The sequence below is a fragment of the Paenibacillus xanthanilyticus genome, assembly GCF_042682185.1.
GTDB classification, from domain to species: Bacteria; Bacillota; Bacilli; order Paenibacillales; family Paenibacillaceae; genus Paenibacillus_Z; species Paenibacillus_Z xanthanilyticus.
Genome location: NZ_JBHUHA010000001.1, coordinates 1,707,932 through 1,728,522, shown reverse-complemented (window position 1 = coordinate 1,728,522; position 20,591 = coordinate 1,707,932). Strand labels below are relative to the sequence as shown.

Genomic DNA, 20,591 nt, shown 5'->3' with positions numbered 1-20,591 from the left:
CGCATACGTTATATCCTCTATCTTAAACGGGTGCTGTTTCGTTCGCCAACCGGCTCGCGGCAAAGGGGTATCCAGAACCCGCGAGGAGGTCGCGCGCTCAAGTGGAAGGATATGGTTGCCCGTCGGCGAATACGTATAGACGACAATAAGGAGGGGTTACGATGAAACAATCCGTTGTGCTGATCACCGGCGCTTCGAGAGGGATCGGCGAGGCGCTGGCACTGGCGCTGCTCAGCCGTGGGGACTGCGTAGTCGGCTTGTCGCGCGGCGTGTCGGAGGAGACGATCGCCCACGAGCGGTTCATGGCGCTTAACGTGGATTTGAGCAGCCTGGCCGAGGTCGAGATGGCCATGCACCGTCTGTTCGAGACGCTGACGCCCGATGGGCTCGACAGCATTACGCTGATCAACAACGCCGCGGCGCTCGCGCCCTTGGCGCCGATCGAAGCCTGCGCCGCGAACGATATCGCGTCTCATCTGCACGTCAGCACGGCCGCGCCGACGGTGTTAACCTCCTTGTTCCTGCACAAGACGGCCGAGTGGCCGGTGCCGCGCACTGTCGCCATCATGACATCCGGTTTTGCCGGCATACCGGCCGCTTCGATGAGCCTATACTGCGCTTCTAAAGCGTTCTTGAATATGTTTGTACGCTGTGTGCGCGAAGAGCAGCGCCTGTCACCTCGGCCGGCCCGCGTCATCGCGATCGATCCGGGCATGGCCGAGACGGATATGCAGGTTTTCGCCCGTTCGCGTCAGGACGAGTCGTTCCCGATGGGCGCGCTGCTGCGGCAAGCGCATGACGCGGGGCAGGTGCTTGCGCCGCGCGACGTCGCCGCGCGAATCGTGCGGCTGCTGGACGAGCGCGAGGCGGACGAACAGCCGGTGCTGCGGGTTTAGCCGCGTACGCCAAGCGGGCGGGTCACGGAGGCATAGCTCTAGTTCGGCTGTCGCTTAATCCCAAGATCGTGCTTCTCTGGCTAGAGGAGAGCCTTATGCACCCGATTTAACGCAATAAAGGAGCCTGTCTGTGAAGACGGCTCCTCTTAAAAGTTTAAGCTCATATTGACCAGGTTGCGGCGATTTGCTACAATCAAACCTGGATTTCATTTATGATAATAGAAATAAAGTGTAAATATCCAGAATGATTATATCATGCAACCTTTAAAGGTGTCAATATCGAAATTTCAACTGTCCGCTGTTTCGGGGCATGAATAATCTGCGATAACGTCATCAACATAGCGATGGAAGAGGCAGGCGTCCGGCGGATGCGCGAACAGCCGGAAGGAGAGGCTTGGGCGTGCGGCCGGTCCCGGGAACAGGTTGCGGGAGCGGAGCGCGTGGCGGCTGCTTTATTTTCAGGGGGAAGAAAGGAATGGTGGCCGTATGGCAAAGCCGGATGAGCAATGGAGCCGCGAGCAGGAGCGGGTAACCGGAATCGTCCGCGAAATCGACCGGAGGATCGATAAGCTGGAGGATCAGACGCTGGACGTTAAAGGCGAGATGATCGATATCCGGAAGAACTTCTGGGAAGACGTTACGGTCAACTTCGAGGATGCGGCCGAGGCGGCCGAGACGTACGCCAGCATGAAACAGCAGGCGGAGCTGCTGTCGGAGCGTGAGCGGACACACCACGAGGCCGACAAGCAGTTGAAGACGCTGCGCAGGCTGAAGTCGTCCCCGTATTTCGGGCGGATCGATTTCGCGGAGGAAGGCGGAGAGGGCGAAGATCGCATTTATCTCGGCATCGCCTCGCTGCGGGATGCGAAGGACGAGGATTATCTGATTTATGATTGGCGCGCGCCGGTCTCGAGCTTGTATTACGATTACCCGCCGGGTCCTGCGGAGTACGAGACGCCGATGGGCACGATCCGAGGGGAGCTGAAGCTGAAGCGTCAATATGTCATCCGCGGCGGGGAGATCGTCAGCTTGTTCGATACGGGCGTCACGATCGGCGACGAGCTGCTTCAGGAGGTGCTGGGCAAGCAGTCCGACGCGCAGATGAAAAGCATCGTGGCGACGATCCAGCGCGAGCAGAACCGGATTATCCGCAACGAGCGGAGCCGGCTGCTCGTCGTGCAGGGAGCGGCCGGCAGCGGCAAGACATCCGCGGCGCTGCAGCGGGTTGCGTATTTGCTGTACCGCTACCGCGGCCAGCTCACGGCGGATCAGATCGTGCTGTTCTCGCCGAACCCGATGTTCAACAGCTACGTGGCGACCGTGCTGCCGGAGCTGGGCGAAGAAAACATGCAGCAGACGACGTTCCAGGATTACCTGCGCTTCCGGCTCGGTCGGGCTTTTCGTCTGGAAGGGCCTTACGATCAGCTGGAATATTCGCTTGCCTCCGCCCACAAGCCCGGTTATGCGGCACGGATGGAGGCGATTCGTTACAAAGCGTCGGCTTCCTTCGTCCGGCTGATCGATCGGTATCTCGATTCACTGCGCGCGGGCGGCATGCGGTTCAAACCGCTCGTCTTCCGGGACGAGACGATCGTGAAGGGGTCCGATATCGAAGAGTCGTTCTACTCGCTGGACCGCTCGATCTCGCTGCCGAACCGGCTGAAGCTGGTGGCGGAGCGGCTGCTCGTCCGGCTGAAAGAACGAGAGGCTGCGGCGCTTGAGGAGCCATGGGTGGACGAAGAAATCGAGCTGCTCGACAAAGAGACGTACTTGAAGGCGTACCAGAGTCTTCGCCGCAAAAAGCGGTTCTCCGCCGACTCCTTCGACGACTTCGACATGGAGAAAGCCGTGCTGGCGGAATATGTCGTGCGCGAACGGTTCAAGCCGCTGCGCGCCCGGATCAAGAAGCTCGGCTTCGTTGATCTTAAAGGGGTGTTCCGCCAGCTGTTCGCAGGTTCTACCGCGTCTTCCTTGCTAGAGGAAAGCGAAGCCTTGCCCGGCAATTGGGACGCCATTGCCGCCCAGACGGCCGCTCGCCTCGACCAAGGCGAAATGGCGTATGAGGATGCCACGCCGTTCCTGTACGTCGTCGAGCGGATCCGCGGCTTCCAGACGAATACCGGCGTCCGCCATGTGCTGATCGACGAGGCGCAGGATTATACGGCATTCCAATTCGCCTTCCTCAGACGGCTGTTCCCGCGGGCCAAGGTGACCGCGCTCGGCGACCTCAACCAGTCGATCACCGCGCATTCGACAGGCGGCGCGGGCGGCTTCGGCGCGCTGGAGTCGCTGTACGCCGAGGAGGAGACGGAACGCATCGTCCTGACGCGCAGCTACCGTTCCACGCGCCCGATCGTGGAATTTACGAGCGCGCTCATCCCCGGGGGAGAAGCGATCGAACCGTTCAACCGCGACGGCTTGAAGCCGACGTTAACGGAGGTGCCGGACGAAGAGTCGGCGGAGGCGGCGATCATCGCCCGGATCGAAGCGCTGCGCTCCGCCGGGCACCGGACGATCGCGGTCATCTGCAAGACGGCCGCCCGGAGCGAGCGCGTGTTCGAAGCGCTTGTCGACCGCACAGCTGGACTGTCGCTGATCCGGCAGGAGACGAACGAATTCGAGGAAGGAACGGTCGTGATTCCTTCTTATTTGTCCAAGGGCGTGGAATTCGACGCCGTGCTGGTGGAAGATGCCTCGGACGCGACCTACGCGCTGGAGAGCGAGCGGCGGCTGTTCTATACCGTCTGCACGCGGGCGATGCATGAGCTGCACTTATTCGCGGCCGGCGCCTGGAGCCCATTCATTACGGAACGGGCAAGAGCGCTGTGCGAGCCGGTGCCGGCGGCCGCCAACACGGAAGCGAAGGTATAACGGGCCTATCGGTCGAACGGCGTAGTGCCGATCGGCCTTTTGGTTCTTGCCAGCTTTTTCCTACTCGTGTTACATTGAGAGTCCAATTGGACTGGGGGATGGGTATGGAACGTCTATCGGAAGTCTTGCACATGCGGCCTCTCGGCTTCGACGAGGAACCGCCCTATGAGCTGCTGCTGCTCGCGGACCCGTCGAAGCCGCTCGTGGACGGTTATTTAAGCAAGGGCAGCTGCCATGTCGCCGAGCTTGACGGCGAGACGATCGGGGTGTTTGTCCTGCTCGAGAAGCATGCGGGCACGCTGGAGATCATGAACATTGCGGTGGCCGAACGCTACCAGGGGCGCGGCTTCGGGAAGGCGCTGCTGGCGGCGGCCGTAGAGGAAGCGCGTAGGCGCGGCGCGGCTTTCATGGAGATCGGCACTGGCAATTCGGGATTTCAGCAGCTCTATATGTATCAGAAATGCGGGTTTCGCATGATGAGCATCGATCATGATTTCTTCGTCCGCAACTACGAGGAGCCGATCGTGGAGAATGGCATTCCGTGCCGCGACATGGTCCGGCTTCGGATGGCGCTGGCGGAAGCGGCGGACGATACCGAGGCAAAGGGGGAGCGCGCGTGATAAAGGCGGTCGTATTCGACTTTGACGGACTTATTCTCGATACCGAAACGTGCGAGATCGAATCGTACCGGCAGCTGTACGCCCTGCATGGCGTGGCGTTTCCCGAGGAGCTCTATTTGCGCCGGATCGGCGGGCGGGACAGCTTCGATCCTTATGAGGACATGCGAAGCCGCGCGGCTCATCTCAATCTGGAGCATGCCGCGCTGAAGGATATGCGGCGCGGTCTGTTCGAGGAGCGCTTCCGCTCGGAGCAGGCGCGCGACGGCTTGGCCGCTTATTTGGAGGAGGCGGGGCGGCTTGGCCTGCGGATCGGGCTGGCCTCCAGCTCCACGCAGGATTGGGTCGTGCCGCTGCTCGCGCGGCTTGGGCTGAGGGAGCATTTCGAATGCATCCGCACGTTCGATTACGCGAAGCGGGCGAAGCCCGATCCGGAGCTGTATCAGCTGGTGCTCGCCGAATTCGGCATCCGGCCGGAAGAGGCGATCGCCTTCGAGGATTCGCCCAACGGCTCGCTCGCCGCGGTACGGGCCGGCATGCACTGCGTCATCGTGCCGAATCCGACGACGGCGGGAATGGAATTCCCCGGCGGGATTCGACGTCGGCTCGCATCCATGGCGGACATTTCGCTTGAACGGCTAATCCGCGATATCGAGTCGGAGTAGCTGATTGGTTTGCGTTCCCAATCGGAAGATTGGGAATGCAGCATTCAGCCAGAGCTGATTGGTTTGCGTTCCCAATCGGAAGATTGGGAATGCAGCACCATGGCTGCGGGCAGCACGAAGAAGCGTCCATGACGGGAGGTCCTGGACGCTTCTTCGTACCTATACGCGAGCTCCGCGGCGCCCCAAGGACGGCTAGCGGTTCATCTCTTACACTTCCGGCGTGCACGGGACAGGGAGCCACTCCGACGACCAATTGCCGATTTCCTTCAAAATCGGGGCAAGAGCAAGTCCTTTCGCCGTCAGCGAATACTCGATCCGCACGGGCGTCTCGGGATAGACGTGACGGTTGATGATGCCCTCCGCCTCCAGCTCCTTCAGCCGCTCGGACAATACTTTGCCGCTCAGATTGGGAAGCGATTGCTCGATTTGAACGAAACGGAGCGGCCCGCCCAATAGTTGAAACACGATAAACGAGGTCCAGCGCTTGCTGAGCATTTCGACGGCTCGTTCGAAGCGGGGACACATTTGCGTTGGTTCCATTCATATCACCTCGAGGTATTGCTTTCATTATAGCGTAAGATTACTTTACAAAACAATATAACAAAAACAGGGGATTATAACTTGACGATTGTTTGTGAAGATTGTAAACTAGGTTACATTAAGTAACTATTATTATAAGGCTATTTTCGCGAATGACAAGGCGAAACGACTAGAGCCGACTTTTTCGGCGAGGCGCGTTTCGTTCCGGAGACATAGAGGCTGAGGTATAAACGTGAAACTTATACGTCCCTATATGACAAGGCGAAACGGTTAGAGCCGACTTTTTTGGCGAGGCGCGTTTCGTTCCGGAGACATAGAGGCTGAGGTATAAATGTGTTACTTATACATCCCTATATGTCAAGGCGAAAGAGCTAGAGCCGACTTTTTCGGCGAGGCGCGTTTCGTCCCTATGTTCAAAAAATCGCAGCGCAGGTGTCTCGGGCCCTACCCGGGCGGCGCGAGGCGGAATCGCGCATCGCATGGAAGCGATTGGCGGGGCCGCGCAAGACGCGCGCGCGAGACGACCGATAGACGAAAAAAGGAGTGTATCCCATGATTGCACCGCATGCCGCTTCTCTTGTGGAAGATAAAATACGTTTGGTTCAAAGCGAAGGCAAGGCGCTGTACCTCGTCGGCCCGATCCGCCTTCCCGTCAATCTCGACGGCGAGACGGTCGAGTTCCAATGGTACTGCTGGCTGAAGGCCGACCTCGTTCCCCGCGACACCGCCCAAATCATCGAGCTGCTGTCTTCGAGCCGCCTCGCGGAGCACCAGCAGTCGAGCGTGCTCGTGTACGGCGATTTCGCGGAAGCGCCGGAAGCGTACATCCGGATGCACAGCATCTGCCATACGGGCGATATTTTCGGCAGCAAGCGCTGCGACTGCGGCTTCCAGCTGCGCCAGTCGATGCGGATGATCAAGGCCAAGGGCGCAGGCGCGCTGTTCTACCTGGCCGACCATGAAGGCCGCGGCATCGGGCTGTTCAGCAAGGCGCTGGCGTACCTGCTGCAGGAGCAGGGCTACGATACGGTCGAGGCGAATTTGGAGCTGGGCTTCGGCGACGACGAGCGGAGCTACACGGACGCGGTCAACGTGCTGAGCGCGTTGCGCGAGAAGCCGGTTACGCTGATCACGAACAATCCGCGGAAGCTGGACGCGCTGCATAAAGCGGGGCTGGCGGTGGATGGACGGGTGCCGCTGTGGGGCGATATTTCGTCGTACAACGAGAACTACTTGCGCACGAAGATCGGCCGCTCGGGCCATCTGGACGAAGCGCATGTGCTGCAATAGCGACAGTATGAGGGAAAGGCCGGGGAACGCGCGAGGATGCGTTCCGCCGGCCTTTCTTTGCGTTGCCGCTAAGCGGCGCAAGGCGATGAGGTCGGCTTACAGCCGCTTCCACCAGACGCCCGTGCATTCCGGCACGATGGGGGATCCTTGGGCCCTAACCGCCTCCGCCAGCTCGTCTCCGAAGAAGAACCGGCATAGCCGTTCGGCTTCCTCGACGGACTCGAACTGTAGATCGGTCCGAATCCATCGGTGGTCGAAGCCGTAAGTCTGCTCCAGCTCGCGGTAATAGGCGGTCAGAAAGTCAGGCGGATGCGGTTGCTCGTACCCGGTCCCCAACGTCTCGAAAACGATCATCAGGCCGCCCGGCCGGGTGATGCGACGCGCCTCTTGGAGGATAGCTTCCAGACGGATCCTCCAATCCGGATGATTCGAGCTCGCCTCGTAGCAGATCGTCCACCCCGCAGTAACCAAATCAAAGGCGGCGTCTGCTGCCGGCAGGTCGCGATGCTCGCCCACGCGGACCGTCCAATTGGCCAAGCCGGCTTCTTCGAGACGCCGCTTCGCGACCTCCAGCATTGCCGGCGACCGGTCGATGGCAACGACCGAGCGAACCTGCGGCGCGAGCATGCAAGCTAATCTGCCCGTGCCTGCGCCGATGTCGGCGGCATCCAGTGCGGCAAGGTCGGGCAGCAGACTTTGAATCGTCCGCTCCAGCTGATGATCGCGATCCTCGCGGGCTACTAATTGTTCGTACCGATCCGCCTCGGCGGCGTAAATTTCGTCATGATCGGGCATTTCGTTATCGCTCCCTTGATCGTTATGTGGCCGGCTGACGCTTGCGTTCCCGAACGCGGGTCAACCGGCCAACCTCAAGGTAAACCCTAACCCAAGGTTAAGGTCAAGCGATTAATATTTGCGCACCGCATATACCGCGTGCACGTTATCGTGGAGCCGCTGCTGGACCGTGATGTAGTGGCGGCTGCGAAACCAAGCGAGCAGCCGTGTGCGGTCGGCGGGATATTTGCGCGCGGAGCCAGCTCCATCGGAGGGGGTGAGCTGCCTTGCTTCCTCTTCATCTGCATACGGCAGCCGGTCGCGGTTCCCCTTCAACGGCCCGTCGGGGAGCTCTCGACCTGTCAGTCCGGATGGGGGCCTGCGAGCCGTTGGCTCCGGATGCTCCTCCATGAGCGCCGCCAAGCAGATCCGGCCGCCCGGCTTCAGGACGCGGTCCATCTCCTCCAGCGCCAGCGTCTGCTGCGTCTCGTCCAGATGATGAAAGGCGAAGGCGCTGACGATAAAGTCGAACTGCTCCTGCACGTATGGCAGCGCCAGCGCGTTGCCGAGCTTGGCTTGAATATCCGGATGCTTCTCCCGGCATCGCGCGAGCATCCGCGCCGATTGGTCCACCGCGTGCATCGCGGCTTGCCCGGCGTGCAGCCGGGCGGCGAGGTTGCCGGTGCCGGCGCCAATGTCGAGGCCGACCTCGCCGGGCTGCGGCGCGATCCACTGCACGATCAGATCGAGCGTCTGCTCGTAGACGAGCATCGGCACGAGCGGTCCGGCGGCGTAGGCGGCCGCGTCGTCGTCATAGTCGCCGGCGATCCGGTCGAAGTCCCATGCGTCCTTCCAGCTGTCGCGGCTCCTCTGGATTTGCCGCAGCTGCTCCGACAGCTGAGACAAGTCCGTCAGCCGCAAATCCTGCCGCGTCTCCAGTCGGCGGATGAGCTCGTCGATGACGCCGATCGCATATTTGGCCTCGACCCATTTGGACACCATGGCCATTCGCTGCAGCTCCAGCTCATGATGGATGCTGGCCATATCGCCGTCGTCGCGGCTGTGCAGCAGCTTCTGGATATGCGCGAGACCGAGGCCGATCTCACGCAGCGCCGCGATCGTCTGCAGCCTCCACTCGTCGCGTTCGGTGTAGATGCGGTAATCGTTGTCCGGATTGCGGGCGGGAGCCAGCAGCCCCTTGGCCTCATACAGCCGGATCGCGCGAGGCGTGAGGCGGAGGCGTTTGGCCAGCTCGTTAATGTTCATGGGCGTCGTCTTCCTTTGAGTGGGATAGAATGCGGTGCTAGTTCGGTAGGGATATTATAAACCCTTCCCTTAGGTAAAGGTAGAGGGCGCGGCTGCCGGGAAGCCGGCGGAGAAGCCCGGGTTAGCATCGCCGCAGGACAGCGCGGGCCGCCGTCGCCCGGGCCTGTCTGCGCATGAACCTCGTTTGGCGCCATATAATGATGGAAGGTCACGAACGGGTTCGGCGCGAGGCCGCGGTCCGAAGAAGGGACCCAGGACGATCGCGCTTGAACGAAGGAGGGATGCAGGTGCTACGTAAACTGCGCGGGATGGGAAAGGAAATCCACTATACGGGACTTTCGTTCGCGTCGCTGCTCGGCGTCGTGCTGCTTCATCTCGTGCATTGGCTGGCCGCTCCGCTGCTGTTCGGCGCGGCTGCCGGGATGCACATGAATCATCATGCCGGCATGGGCGGCGCATCGTCCGGCGGCGATATCGCGATGGGCGTGCTGATGCTGGCGTTATTCGTCATCAATTTGGTCAGCATGTATTATGCCATACGCCAGCTGGCGCTCGCCTGGCGGCAGCGCGGCACGGGGGCCAACTCGCGCCATACGTATTGGTGCAGCGCGGTATCGATGGCAGCGCTCGTACTGGGGGTTTACACGACGCTATCGATTTAATGGCAGGGGCCGGCGCGTGCTGCGCCGGCTTTTTGCGTGCGAGAGGGGAAGGAAAGGGCAGTCGGCGCGAATGGCCGGGAAGAGGGATCCCCTCGATTAGCTGATGGGGAGGCGCGGAAGCGAGCGAAGCTCCGCATGGTCGTTGCTCGTGCCCGCGAGCAACCGGCGTTGTTGGACGAGCATGCGGCTTACCGCTAAGCATCAAGGACCTACATGCCGCTAAAGTCGGGCGTTGCGGAGGAAATCCTCGCGTTCGTAGGGCATGCGGGGCGAGGAGGCGCTTCGATCGAGAAGCTGCGGCCAGCTGTACAGGGCGCGCCCCATGCAAGCGGTAATTCTCGGGGAACGATAGACGCTTCGGGAAGGAAATGTTATGATTATGTCAAAAAACATAACATTACCTTGGATGGGGTGGAGACATGTCTGTCATTTCAAAAGCGGTTCGTCTGCTGGATTTTCTGCTGCCGCAGGGCGTGGAGAAGGAGGTCAGCGCGGACGAAATCAGCCGGGAGCTGGATATGCCGCTCCATGCCGCGCGGGGGATGCTAAGCTCCTTGTGTCAGGAGGGCTTCGTTCTGCAGGACGACGGCACGAAGCGGTTCAAGCTGGGACGCGCGCAGCAAGCGCCCGGGCATCGGATTTGGGAGACGCTGATGCTGCGCCAGACGGCGCGGCCGTTCGTGGAGGCGCTTCGCCGGCAGACGGAGGAGACGGTCTATTTGGCCGTGTACGAGAATCACGAGGGGGTCTTCATCGATAGCATCGATTCTCCGCATACCGTGCGCGTTTCCGAGCCCGTCGGTCTATGCTTGCCGCTCTATATCGGCGCATCGAACCGGGCGATTCTGGCGCATCTGCCGCAGCGGTCGAGAGAAGCCCTACTGGCAGGCGTCGATTGGTCCGACACGCCCGCGCTCAAGCCGCTTACGCGAGAGGGGGTCGAGCGGGACCTGGAGCGCATCCGCCGGCTTGGTTACGCCGTATCGACCGGGGAAGCGACCGAGGGAACGACGGGAATTGCGGCACCGATCTTCTCGTACGACAATACGGTGATCGGTTCCTTGAATTGCGCGGGGCCTTCCATGCGGTTCACGGCCGAGTTGATCGAACGCCATAGTCAATATGTCAGGAAATATGCCGAGAAGATCTCGAAGGAGCTCGGATTCCGAGATTTGTATCGGATGAACATGTAAGGTTGGCATCGGAAAGCGTGGATATTAGAAGAGGCAGGCTCCGAAGAGCCTGCCTTCTTTGTGATTACCGGACAGAATGCCGCCACCCGCGTGCAGAGGCGATCGCGGCGGGCAGGGAGAGCCCGAGGAAGGACGTATACAGGTAAGCGAGCGCCCAAACGCCCGAGTCATAGATGAGATACCCGACGGCCGCAAGTCCGGCCGCGTTGAACACGACGAACGCCGGCACGCGCCTCGGCACGAACCGTTCGACGAGCGCCAGGATGACGCTGATGGCCAGGTTGAGCGGATAGTGCAGGAACAAGGCGGCGAAGAACGTGAGCGAGGGGCTTTCGAACAGCATGTCCCGTACCGGCGAGCCGAGCGCCAACCATGCCGATTGCGCCACGGCGAGCAGCAGAGCAAGCACGAATAAGTTGAGAATGAGCGCTTTTCGTATCATGCGTTTTCTTCCTTTCGGCAGCATCATAAGTGCAGGCGCGGAGCAGCCGTCAGGCCTTGCGCGTCCTGTGCTAGTTAGACGCGAGCGCGTGCATAAAGGTTACGGGCCAGGACGGTGACTGCGGGCGGAGGAGCGAAAAAGACGCTTCGGCATGAAGGCCAAAGCGTCTGGGTGCTGCGATTGAAGGCGCTGCCGGCTCTTGATCGCGATCGCGGAGCGGGATGAATTAACCCGCATGCGGATTGGAGTTAGGCAAACCGTGGAACGTGAGCCGGTTCTTCCCGGCGCGCTTCGAGGCGTACAGCGCTTTATCGGCGAGACGGACGATCTCGATCGGATCGCGGCTGTCCCGAGGCCAGACGGCGGCGCCGATGCTGCAGCCGATGCGGACGATGCGTCCGTCGAGGACGAACGCCTGATTGAGCGTGTCGATCAGACGGGCGGCCACGGCCGCGGCTTCCGCCTCCGCGCCATCGGCCGACGTGTTCAGAATCGCGAGGAATTCATCCCCGCCGAGCCGGGCCGCGATCTCGTCCCCTCGCGTGCAGGCGCGGAGCCGGGCCGCGACGGACTGCAGCAGCGCGTCGCCGGCCAGATGGCCGTGCGTATCGTTGACGCCCTTGAAGCCGTCTAGATCCAAGTAGAGGAAGGTGAGCGTCTCTCCGCTCTTCTCGGCGCGCATCATCGCTTCCTCCATGTAGGAGTCGAGCGCGATCCGGTTCGGCAGGCCGGTCAGCCTGTCGTGGTGCGCGAGGCTCTCCATCCGGTCCAGCGCGCGCTCGGTGCGCGTCAGGTCGTCGACCAGGCTTTGCAGCGAGATCGAGAGGGTCTCGATATCCCGGATGCCGCGATGCCGCGGAATCGGGACGTCTTCGCCATGTCGGAGACGGTCGGCGGCCTCCGCGATGCGCTTCAGCGGCTTGGCGACGAAGCCGGCGGCGAACCACCCCACGACGGCAAAGACGAGCGCGGATATCCCGCCGAGCCAGAGGAAACGATGGCGCAGCTCGACGACCGAAGCGAACGCGATGTCCGCCGGCTCGCGCACGATGACGGTCCAGCCGAGCCCCGGGTAGTCCAGGTAACCGTCTCCGTACGCGAACCCGGTCAAGTAGGCGCGCTCATCCGGCCAATCCACCGTGCCCGAATGGTTGCGCCCCGCTTGGGCGGCGGCCAAGCCGGACAGCGACAGCGGCTTGCCGACCATGCCGTCGGGGCCGAGCAGCACGGTGTTGTCCTTCTTGCTCACGATAAAAATATCATAGCTGGATTTGCGATCCTTCAACGGCTGAAGAATCGACTGCTCGATTTCCTCGGACCATTCCCAGCTCAGATGCGCGGCGAGCACGCCGACCGTCTGTCCCGCGCCGTTCTTGACGGGGACGCTAATATCGACGAACTGCAGCGGCTCGCCGCTCGGGTTGGGCAGCAGCTTCGCGAGCAGGACGGCCTCGTGCACGTCGCCGATGAACCGGCCTTGGATGCCGTTCTGGAATACCGGGCGCTGCGCGATATTCTGGCCGGTCAAAATGCCTGCGGTCGAGGCGACGACGGTCCCCTTTGAATCGAGGAAGGCAACCCACGTAAAGGAAGGGATGCTCTTCTGCAAGCCGTCGAGCAGCCGGCGGATCGCGGCGGGATCGTTGGGTTGACGCAGCGTATCGAGCTGCGCGAGCACGTCGATCTCGCCGGCGCGGGACCACATGTAGTGATCGAGCTTCTCGGCCATCTGGTACGAGATTTCGGACAACGAGCTGCCGATCTCCTCCTCAATGGCGATGCCGGTCCGGTTGGACATCGTAAAGCTGAGCAGGGTGGAGAGCAAAATAATAAGAGTTGCGGATATGATAGCGAAGCTGGTTCGCAGATTAAGCGATAATGGCACGAAGATCTCCTCCACGTAACGGCGCGACTGATTCGAAGAATGAAGTCGAATAGTGTCGAATTTGATATGGGGTTATTATACCTGATTGGCTCGCGCTTGTGGAGTGACTTTGGACACACTGTCTATTTTATTCGTCAATATTGACCAATTGATCCAGCGGTCGCTATCCAGGCGGATCCGTCGGCCCGCGGCGTCGCAGCGGACGGCGTGACGGCTTTCAATTGACACACCTATTGAGAAGTGGTTAATATCATACATATTAGTGGATTCTAATGTGTTGACGGAGGTCAGTGGGAATGGGAAAACCAACTTATGAAGTAAAAGCCAAATTCGTTCGCGGGTTCAGTGATAAAACAAGATTACAAATACTCGAGAGTATTAAATCCGCCGAGAAGACCGTCTCGGAGATTGTCGATGCTCTTCATGGTAACCAGTCCAATATTTCGCAGCACCTGGCTTGTTTAAAAGGCTGCGGCATTATTGTCAGCCGTCAGGAAGGAAAGTACATCTATTACAGCTTACGAAACAAACAAATCGCCGAGCTGCTGGATGTCATGGAGACCGTGTTCCTGCAGGTTGAAGAGGAAGTCGCTGCATGCGAAAGAAATGACGAGTTCGAATGCTGCTCCAAATGATCAGGGGAGGAACCCTATATGAGTCACGATCATGAACCAAAGGATTCTTGCTGCTCCGATCAAGGTTGTACTTCAACACAGGTGCCCACGTTCAAGAAGGAGCTTACGCTTCATCAACCAACGGTTTCGGATCGTAAGGGTCATTCGGGTGAGTTTATCGTTTATGGGATGGACTGCTCTGCATGCGCAGCCACGATCGAAAAAGCAGTACGAAGAACAGCGGGCATCTCCTACGTGCAAGTGAATTATAGTACAGGAAAGATGAAGGTTACCGCCGCTGAACCCGCTGCGCTGGATACGCTGTCCGACACCGTTGAGAAACTTGGATATACCTTGGAAAAAGTGCAGCAGAAGGGAAACGCCCGGATCTATACCATCGAAGGCATGGACTGCAGCTCATGTGCCTTAACACTGGAGAAACACCTTAAAACGCATGCCGCTGTAAAAAGCGTAAGCGTCCATTTTGCCTCCGGGAAAATGACGATTGAGCACGATAATCCGATCGAAGAGATTATGCGCGAAGTTGCTAAGACCGGCTATAAAGCCTCCTTGGTATCGAATAAGCGGCGGAACCGCGAAGGGACGAAAGATAAGTCAGGTCCACACGCCGTTGTGTTATCTGGTGTGCTGCTGCTCTGCGGTTTTCTTGGATCGTATACCGATGTTTCCCCGGTTTTGATTACGCTGCTGTATGCAATCTCCATTGTCATTGGCGGCTATAAACCGGCAAGAAGCGCCTATTATGCTGTAAAGAGCCGGTCCTTGGACATGAATGTGCTCATGACCGCGGCCGTCCTGGGTGCGGCGGCTATTGGCGAATGGTTGGAGGGCGCCACTGTGGTGTGGCTGTTCGCCTTGGGCAATACCCTTCAAACACGTTCCATTGAAAAAACACGTCATTCGATCCGGAACCTGCTTGATCTGGCGCCCCCTGAAGCTTTTGTTAAACACGGCGAGCAGCTCCTTCGAAAAGCAGTCGAAGATATCGCGGTTGGTGAAATCATTGTCGTTAAGCCAGGCGATAAGATTCCTCTCGACGGTAAGGTGGTGAAGGGAGAATCCAGCGTAAACCAAGCTCCGATTACGGGGGAATCCGTGCCGGTTGATAAATACAGGGGCGATCCTGTTTATGCCGGGACGATGAACGAACATGGATCTCTTGAAATCATGGTGACGCAACTCGTCGAGGATACAACGATTTCGAAGATCATTCATCTTGTTGAAGAAGCGCAGGAACAGAAAGCGCCGACAGAAGCTTTTGTCGATAAATTTGCCCGCATCTATACCCCGATCGTTTTCGCTCTTGCCCTTGCCTTTATGATCCTTCCTCCGGTATTCGGTTTTGGCGCTTGGGGGGCATGGTTCTATAAGGGGTTAGAACTGCTAGTTGTGGCGTGTCCTTGTGCCCTGGTTATTTCGACCCCTGTGGCCATTGTGTCGGCCATTGGGAATGCCGCTAAGCATGGCGTTCTGATTAAAGGCGGCGCATTTTTAGAAATTGCAGGAAGGGTTTCGGCCATTGCTTTTGATAAAACAGGCACATTAACCGAGGGAAGACCGAAGGTTGCGGAGGTCATGGCGACCGGGTCGACGGAAGAAGAATTGTTATCCATCGCACACACATTAGAGGCGTATTCGACACATCCGATCGCCAAAGCCATTGTTGATTACGCCAACGACAAAGGGATCTCGCCTCGTCAAGGTGAGAAGTTCCGAAATTTAGTGGGCAGAGGCGTTAGCGCATATCTAGGCGGACAGGAGTATTTTGCAGGCAACCTCAAGCTGTTTGCGGAGTTGAACATGCTAGTGGGTGAGATCGAATCCCGGATTCGATCCCTTCAACAAGAGGGCAATACCATCGTCATCGTAGGCAATCGGGATCAGATACTTGGGATTGTGGCCGTGGCGGATACCGTACGTGAGACTTCTGCTAAAGCGCTTCGTGATCTGCAGCATGTCGGTGTACGGCAAGTCGTCATGCTGACGGGTGATAATGAAGGTACAGCCAAGAAGGTCGCTTCCCAAACAGGGGTAAATCGGTATTTTGCAGAGCTGCTTCCTGAAAATAAAGTGTCCGCAGTCAAACAGCTGCAGCACGAAGGGCATGTAGTCGCCATGGTTGGGGATGGAATTAATGACGCTCCCGCGCTTGCCGCAGCCGATTTGGGGATCGCAATGGGCGGAGCCGGAACGGATACCGCTATGGAAACAGCTGATATTGTGCTGATGGCGGATCATTTAGAGAAGCTTCCCTATACGGTGAAGCTTAGCCGAAAGGCGATTCGAATCATCAAACAAAACATTTGGTTTTCGCTGATCATGAAAGCGGCCGCCTTAATTTTGATTTTCCCCGACTTGCTTACGTTATGGATCGCCGTCATTAGCGATACGGGAGCGGCGGTCATCGTCATTTTGAATAGTATGCGGCTGTTAAAGGTTACATCGTAACCGTGAAGACGCAGCCGCAGTCTTGCTACGCTCCCCCTATGGGGGAGCTTTTTCATGCTTAGAGGATCATATTCGGCTTCGATTATATTATCATTTACTTATATAATTGTTTGCGTATATAATGCGGTTAATAAAGTGATACTTTCTATGTCTGTAGGAAGGAGAGAGAGAACAGCATGAATACGATTGATGAGTTATCCGAGAGCCTAAAGCTCCTTTCGGATAAGACGAGGTTAACCATAATGGCTTTGTTGAAAGAACAGGAAATGTGCGTCTGCGATATCGTCGATATTTTGGAGACTACCCAGCCCAATGTAAGCCAACACCTCAGAAAGCTTAAACTTGGGGGTCTTGTTAACGAAACGAGACGGAGCCAATGGATTTATTATTCCTTAAACGTGGCAGATAAGCCTCATCTTCAAAGCTTAGTCGATCAGCTGCCTTCGATGAAAGAACGGCTTGCCGCGCGAACAAACCTAAAATGTGACTAGTCAAGGAGAGAACATGCTCGCAATCGCTTCTATCATTTTTTTGGTGACACTCGTTTTTGTCATCTGGCAGCCCCGTGGGCTGAACATCGGTTGGTCCGCCGCTGGTGGCGCCATCGTGGCTTTGATTTGTGGTGTCGTTAGTTTTACCGACGTATGGGATGTAACGCAGATCGTCTGGAACGCAACGCTTGCGTTCGTGGCCGTCATCCTTATTTCCTTAATTCTCGATGAAATTGGATTTTTTGAGTGGGCCGCCTTACACATGGCACGATTTGCTGGCGGAAACGGCCGGCTGATGTATGTGTACGTCATCTTGCTTGGTGCCGCTGTAGCGGCATTCTTCGCCAATGATGGAGCCGCGCTTATTTTGACTCCGATCGTACTCGCCATGGTTAGAGCGCTGAAATTCGATGATCGTATGATTTTACCTTTTATCATGGCGAGTGGTTTTATCTCGGATACGGCATCGCTGCCTTTCGTCGTGAGTAACCTGGTGAACATTGTATCATCGGATTTCTTCGGAATTACGTTTGTTGACTATGCTAGTCGGATGATCGTTCCTACTCTTTTCTCCATTGTGGCGAGTTTGCTGGTGCTCTTCTTCTACTTCCGCAATGACATTCCGGCCAACTATGACTTGAAGCAGCTGAAGAAGCCGAAAGAGGCAATCAAAGACATGCGATTATTCCGACTCTCATGGGTTGTCCTTGGGGTGTTGTTAGTCGCGTATATGTGGAGTGAATTCATCCATATACCGGTTTCCATTATCGCAGGTGCAGCGGCAGTTGTGTTCCTGATCTTTGCAAGACAGAGCCATGCTATACACACCTGGACGCTGGTAAAAGGCGCGCCTTGGGCAGTTGTGGTGTTCTCGATCGGCATGTACGTTGTTGTATACGGACTGCGCAACGTGGGCTTAACAGACGAGCTGGGGAAAGTATTCCAGTGGGTTAGCGAGCAAGGTCTATTCATCTCCACGGTGGGTGCTGGGTTCATCGCCGCTATTCTGTCCTCTATTATGAATAACATGCCGACCGTGATGATCGATGCGTTGGCGATCAAGGGAACGCAGACCGAAGGCATCCTTAGAGAGTCGTTAATTTACGCCAACGTCATTGGTTCTGACCTGGGACCCAAAATCACGCCGATTGGGTCGCTTGCAACCCTGCTATGGCTCCATGTTCTTTCGCAAAAGGGCGTGAAAATCGGCTGGGGCTATTACTTTAAGGTTGGCATCACGCTGACCGTTCCGACGCTTCTTATCACCCTCATTGGCTTGTATGTATGGCTGCTGGTAATCGATTCCGTTACGATGAACATCTGGATCATTATTGCAGCGATTGTAGGTATAGCCGGCCTTGCTTTGTTTATCTTCAATAAGCTTCAATCCGGTAAGCGCCGTAAAAGCAAAGCCGTGAATTAAAATCGTTCAAATTAAAGGAGAACTTACTTATGGAGAAGAAACCACTCGTTTATTTTTTGTGCACAGGAAACTCTTGCCGCAGTCAAATCGCCGACGGCTTCTTGAAAGAGCTCGGCGGAGATCAATACGAGGTCAAGAGCGCGGGTCTCGAAGCACATGGTTTGAACCCGCGTGCGGTTGCGACGATGAAGGAAGCGGGCATCGATATTACAAGCCATACCTCGGATGTAATCGACCCTGAGATTCTCAATCGGGCCGACTACGTGATTACGCTTTGCGGTCACGCTGACGAGCATTGCCCGGTTATCTCGAATACAAACGTCGTGAAATGGCATTGGGGCTTCGAGGATCCTGCAAAAGCAACGGGCACGGAGGAAGAGATCACAGCGAAGTTCCGTGAAGTGCGCGATTCGATCAAGAGCCGTATCCGTGAGTTCGTGGAGACGGGTAAGTAAATCATGACTCGTAAAGCCGTTTGAGAAACGAAACAAAGGAGTTTGATCACATGCGGAAGAATTACCAAAACCTCGTGGAGGATAAAATCTTTTTCGGCGGAGCTGCCGATGTCGAAGACATGTTCAAGAATGAGGCAATCGAAGTTGTTGTCGATTTACGAGGAGAAGCAACCGAGTGCGCGTATCCAAACGAGAACCTCGAATGGGTTCAAATTCCTCTTGGCGACAATGCGGAGGGACCCCAAGATCAGTTGTTGAAGGAAGCCATTCATCACGTTGTAGAGGCCTATAAGAGCGGTAAAAAGGTAGGGTTCCATTGCGGCGGCGGCAGCGGGAGGACCGGCGCTGTGGCGGTTGGAACGCTTATTGAGCTCGGAAAAAGCCAGACTATTGAAGAGGCTGAATCATTGGCGAAGTCGATTCGGCCGAAGGTGAATATTAAACCGGCACAGCGTGAGGCACTGGAAAAATTGTATAAGGGTTAATGATTGGGGGATCCAGGTGTGGATCCCCTTTTTTGTGGAGGATCGAAATTATTAGCGATCCTTAGCAGCAAGGAATCGGCTGGCCGGGACGCTTTCGTTTATTCAACACCATAAGTTTGGCCACCGGATGACTCCACTTCTTTCACTGGCCCGCAGCAGCTGCTTGAGGACGACGACACGGCGATCGGCTTAATCGAAAGCTTCTTCGGTTTTGGCCCGCAGCACGTATCATGCTCCGTAACAGCCAGCAAGGATTTCGGCACCGAGCATACCCCGGTTTCTGGCAGATGCAGTTTTACCTCGCGAGCAGCTTCAAAATCCCCAGCCAAAGCAGCCACAACGCTGCGCGCCTGCTCATAACCGGTCGCGAGCAAGAATGTCGGTGCGCGGCCATAGCTCTTCGAACCCACGATGTAAAAGTTCTTCTCTGGTTGGCGGAGTTCGGCTTCGCCGTGTGGACGGACCGTGCCGCAGCTGTGGAGGTTAGGATCGATTAAATCGGCAAGTTGTGGTACGGATTCAACAACGGCATCGCTCGCATACCGCAGTTCGCGAAGGAAGGTGAAATCAGGTCGAGATCCCGCGGCGACAATGACCTCATCGATTTTAGCTATGGTGTAGCCTTGGTCTAACTTTGTTCCATGCAGGGATAGCTTATGGGTTGCTTGATCTTTCGTAATCTGGTGGATGAGGAAGGGGGTGTGAACCAGGACGTTGCCGTTCTGCACATATCGGTTGGCACGTGTCCCAAGCTCGCCGCGAGCTGGCAACCCGTCGTTTTCGCCGCCCCCAAAGGCATCATTTACGGATTGCTTTCGAAGCACCCAGTGGATCGTGGTTTCGGGTACTTGCAGTTTTAATTCGTGGAGGAGCGTAAGCGATTGAATAGCGGAATGCCCGCTGCCAACGACCACGATATTCTTACCGGCATATCGATCTCTGCTTGCACCCAAGCTGTCCGGGATGCCATATGTGATGTGCTGCGTGTATTCCTTTTCGCCCTCAGCTGAAGTGCCGCTGGCTCCTAGCGGGTTTGGGGTAAGCCATGTTCCTGTTGCATCAATAACGGCGGCAGCCTCTACACGATGCGTATGGCCTTGTTTTTCGTATTCAATCAGGAAAGGCGCACGTTCGCGTCCCGCCGTTTTCATTTTATCGAATCCTTTGCGATAGATCGCTTTAACCGTCGCTTCCAATTGAATATAGGGCTTGATCGGCGTCAGTTGGGCTAGCGGCTCCAAATAAAGCTTAATCAGTTCATCTCCTGTCGGCATCTGATCGTGCGGAGGCGGGCTCCACCCCGTCGCAAGCAGAAGCTCCTTAGCGGCTGCATCGATATTGAATTCCCAGGGAGAAAACATGCTTACATGCTGCCAGCTGCGAACCGAAGCTCCAACCTGTGCGCCTCTTTCAAAAAGCACAAAAGGCATGTTTCTTTTTACAAGCTGGGCAGCGGCTGCTAAAGCTACGGGACCGCCGCCAATAATCGCGGTTGGTAAGGGGTTCATCATTTCGTCGTCCTCCTAAAATGAAGGTTGGATTGTTTTGGTCGT

At 57.2% G+C, this 20,591-nt stretch carries 19 protein-coding genes; 13 read left to right on the top strand and 6 right to left on the bottom strand.

Annotated elements, in window-relative coordinates:
* Positions 1-161 precede the first annotated feature (161 nt).
* The 4 genes from ACFSKT_RS06945 to ACFSKT_RS06930 all read left to right on the top strand — a co-directional run bounded on the left by ACFSKT_RS06945 (position 162) and on the right by ACFSKT_RS06930 (position 5,049).
* Positions 162-896 (top strand): SDR family NAD(P)-dependent oxidoreductase, encoded by a 735-nt coding sequence (locus tag ACFSKT_RS06945; RefSeq protein WP_377722046.1) that lies wholly within the window; start codon positions 162-164, stop codon positions 894-896.
* 486 nt (positions 897-1,382) lie between these two features.
* Positions 1,383-3,767: an RNA polymerase recycling motor HelD gene (helD, locus tag ACFSKT_RS06940; RefSeq protein WP_377722045.1), complete on the top strand. Its 2,385-nt coding sequence runs from the start codon at positions 1,383-1,385 to the stop codon at positions 3,765-3,767.
* A 104-nt stretch (positions 3,768-3,871) separates the two neighbouring features.
* Positions 3,872-4,387: a GNAT family N-acetyltransferase gene (locus tag ACFSKT_RS06935; RefSeq protein ID WP_377722044.1), complete on the top strand. Its 516-nt coding sequence runs from the start codon at positions 3,872-3,874 to the stop codon at positions 4,385-4,387.
* Positions 4,384-5,049, top strand: coding sequence for an HAD family hydrolase (locus ACFSKT_RS06930; RefSeq protein ID WP_377722043.1), 666 nt, complete (start codon positions 4,384-4,386; stop codon positions 5,047-5,049). Before ACFSKT_RS06935 ends, ACFSKT_RS06930 begins: the two co-directional genes overlap by 4 nt.
* A 207-nt stretch (positions 5,050-5,256) precedes the next feature.
* On the opposite strand, the gene ACFSKT_RS06925 is transcribed toward ACFSKT_RS06930, so the two are convergent.
* Positions 5,257-5,589, bottom strand: coding sequence for a winged helix-turn-helix transcriptional regulator (locus ACFSKT_RS06925; RefSeq protein WP_377722042.1), 333 nt, complete (start codon positions 5,587-5,589; stop codon positions 5,257-5,259).
* 552 nt (positions 5,590-6,141) lie between these two features.
* Between ACFSKT_RS06925 and ACFSKT_RS06920 the strand changes: the two genes are divergently transcribed.
* A complete protein-coding gene (locus tag ACFSKT_RS06920; protein WP_377722041.1) occupies positions 6,142-6,879 on the top strand; it encodes a GTP cyclohydrolase II in 738 nt (245 codons plus the stop codon).
* A gap of 96 nt (positions 6,880-6,975) precedes the next feature.
* Here ACFSKT_RS06920 and ACFSKT_RS06915 read toward each other — a convergent pair whose 3' ends face one another.
* Together ACFSKT_RS06915 and ACFSKT_RS06910 are read right to left on the bottom strand one after the other, a co-directional pair.
* The gene (locus ACFSKT_RS06915) at positions 6,976-7,674 is read right to left on the bottom strand and encodes a class I SAM-dependent methyltransferase (RefSeq protein WP_377722040.1); all 699 of its coding nucleotides are present in this window, start codon (positions 7,672-7,674) and stop codon (positions 6,976-6,978) included.
* A gap of 111 nt (positions 7,675-7,785) precedes the next feature.
* Positions 7,786-8,919 (bottom strand): MerR family transcriptional regulator, encoded by a 1,134-nt coding sequence (locus ACFSKT_RS06910; protein WP_377722039.1) that lies wholly within the window; start codon positions 8,917-8,919, stop codon positions 7,786-7,788.
* A 287-nt stretch (positions 8,920-9,206) separates the two neighbouring features.
* Between ACFSKT_RS06910 and ACFSKT_RS06905 the strand changes: the two genes are divergently transcribed.
* Positions 9,207-9,581, top strand: a complete 375-nt coding sequence (locus ACFSKT_RS06905) for a hypothetical protein (protein ID WP_377722038.1) — start codon at positions 9,207-9,209, stop codon at positions 9,579-9,581.
* 419 nt (positions 9,582-10,000) lie between these two features.
* Positions 10,001-10,774, top strand: coding sequence for an IclR family transcriptional regulator (locus tag ACFSKT_RS06900; RefSeq protein ID WP_377722037.1), 774 nt, complete (start codon positions 10,001-10,003; stop codon positions 10,772-10,774).
* A 64-nt stretch (positions 10,775-10,838) separates the two neighbouring features.
* On the opposite strand, the gene ACFSKT_RS06895 is transcribed toward ACFSKT_RS06900, so the two are convergent.
* Both ACFSKT_RS06895 and ACFSKT_RS06890 read right to left on the bottom strand, forming a co-directional pair.
* The gene (locus ACFSKT_RS06895; RefSeq protein ID WP_377722036.1) at positions 10,839-11,216 is read right to left on the bottom strand and encodes a hypothetical protein; all 378 of its coding nucleotides are present in this window, start codon (positions 11,214-11,216) and stop codon (positions 10,839-10,841) included.
* A gap of 226 nt (positions 11,217-11,442) precedes the next feature.
* Entirely contained in the window at positions 11,443-13,101 is a 1,659-nt protein-coding gene (locus ACFSKT_RS06890; protein WP_377722035.1) for a sensor domain-containing diguanylate cyclase, read from the bottom strand.
* Between the two features lie 296 nt (positions 13,102-13,397).
* Here ACFSKT_RS06890 and ACFSKT_RS06885 point away from each other — a divergent pair, with 296 nt between their 5' ends.
* From ACFSKT_RS06885 to ACFSKT_RS06860, 6 genes are all read left to right on the top strand, one after another.
* Positions 13,398-13,736 (top strand): ArsR/SmtB family transcription factor, encoded by a 339-nt coding sequence (locus ACFSKT_RS06885; protein ID WP_377722034.1) that lies wholly within the window; start codon positions 13,398-13,400, stop codon positions 13,734-13,736.
* Positions 13,737-13,754: 18 nt separating this feature from the next.
* Entirely contained in the window at positions 13,755-16,184 is a 2,430-nt protein-coding gene (locus ACFSKT_RS06880; protein WP_377722033.1) for a heavy metal translocating P-type ATPase, read from the top strand.
* A 176-nt stretch (positions 16,185-16,360) separates the two neighbouring features.
* Positions 16,361-16,675, top strand: a complete 315-nt coding sequence (locus tag ACFSKT_RS06875; RefSeq protein WP_377722032.1) for an ArsR/SmtB family transcription factor — start codon at positions 16,361-16,363, stop codon at positions 16,673-16,675.
* 13 nt (positions 16,676-16,688) lie between these two features.
* Positions 16,689-18,098, top strand: coding sequence for an arsenic transporter (locus ACFSKT_RS06870; RefSeq protein ID WP_377722031.1), 1,410 nt, complete (start codon positions 16,689-16,691; stop codon positions 18,096-18,098).
* A 29-nt stretch (positions 18,099-18,127) separates the two neighbouring features.
* A complete protein-coding gene (gene arsC / locus ACFSKT_RS06865) occupies positions 18,128-18,553 on the top strand; it encodes an arsenate reductase (thioredoxin) (protein ID WP_377722030.1) in 426 nt (141 codons plus the stop codon).
* A 50-nt stretch (positions 18,554-18,603) separates the two neighbouring features.
* On the top strand, positions 18,604-19,038 hold the full coding sequence (locus ACFSKT_RS06860; protein WP_377722029.1) for a protein-tyrosine phosphatase family protein: 435 nt from the start codon (positions 18,604-18,606) through the stop codon (positions 19,036-19,038).
* A gap of 98 nt (positions 19,039-19,136) precedes the next feature.
* Here ACFSKT_RS06860 and ACFSKT_RS06855 read toward each other — a convergent pair whose 3' ends face one another.
* On the bottom strand, positions 19,137-20,549 hold the full coding sequence (locus ACFSKT_RS06855) for an NAD(P)-binding domain-containing protein (protein WP_377722028.1): 1,413 nt from the start codon (positions 20,547-20,549) through the stop codon (positions 19,137-19,139).
* Between the last annotated feature and the right edge of the window lie 42 nt (positions 20,550-20,591).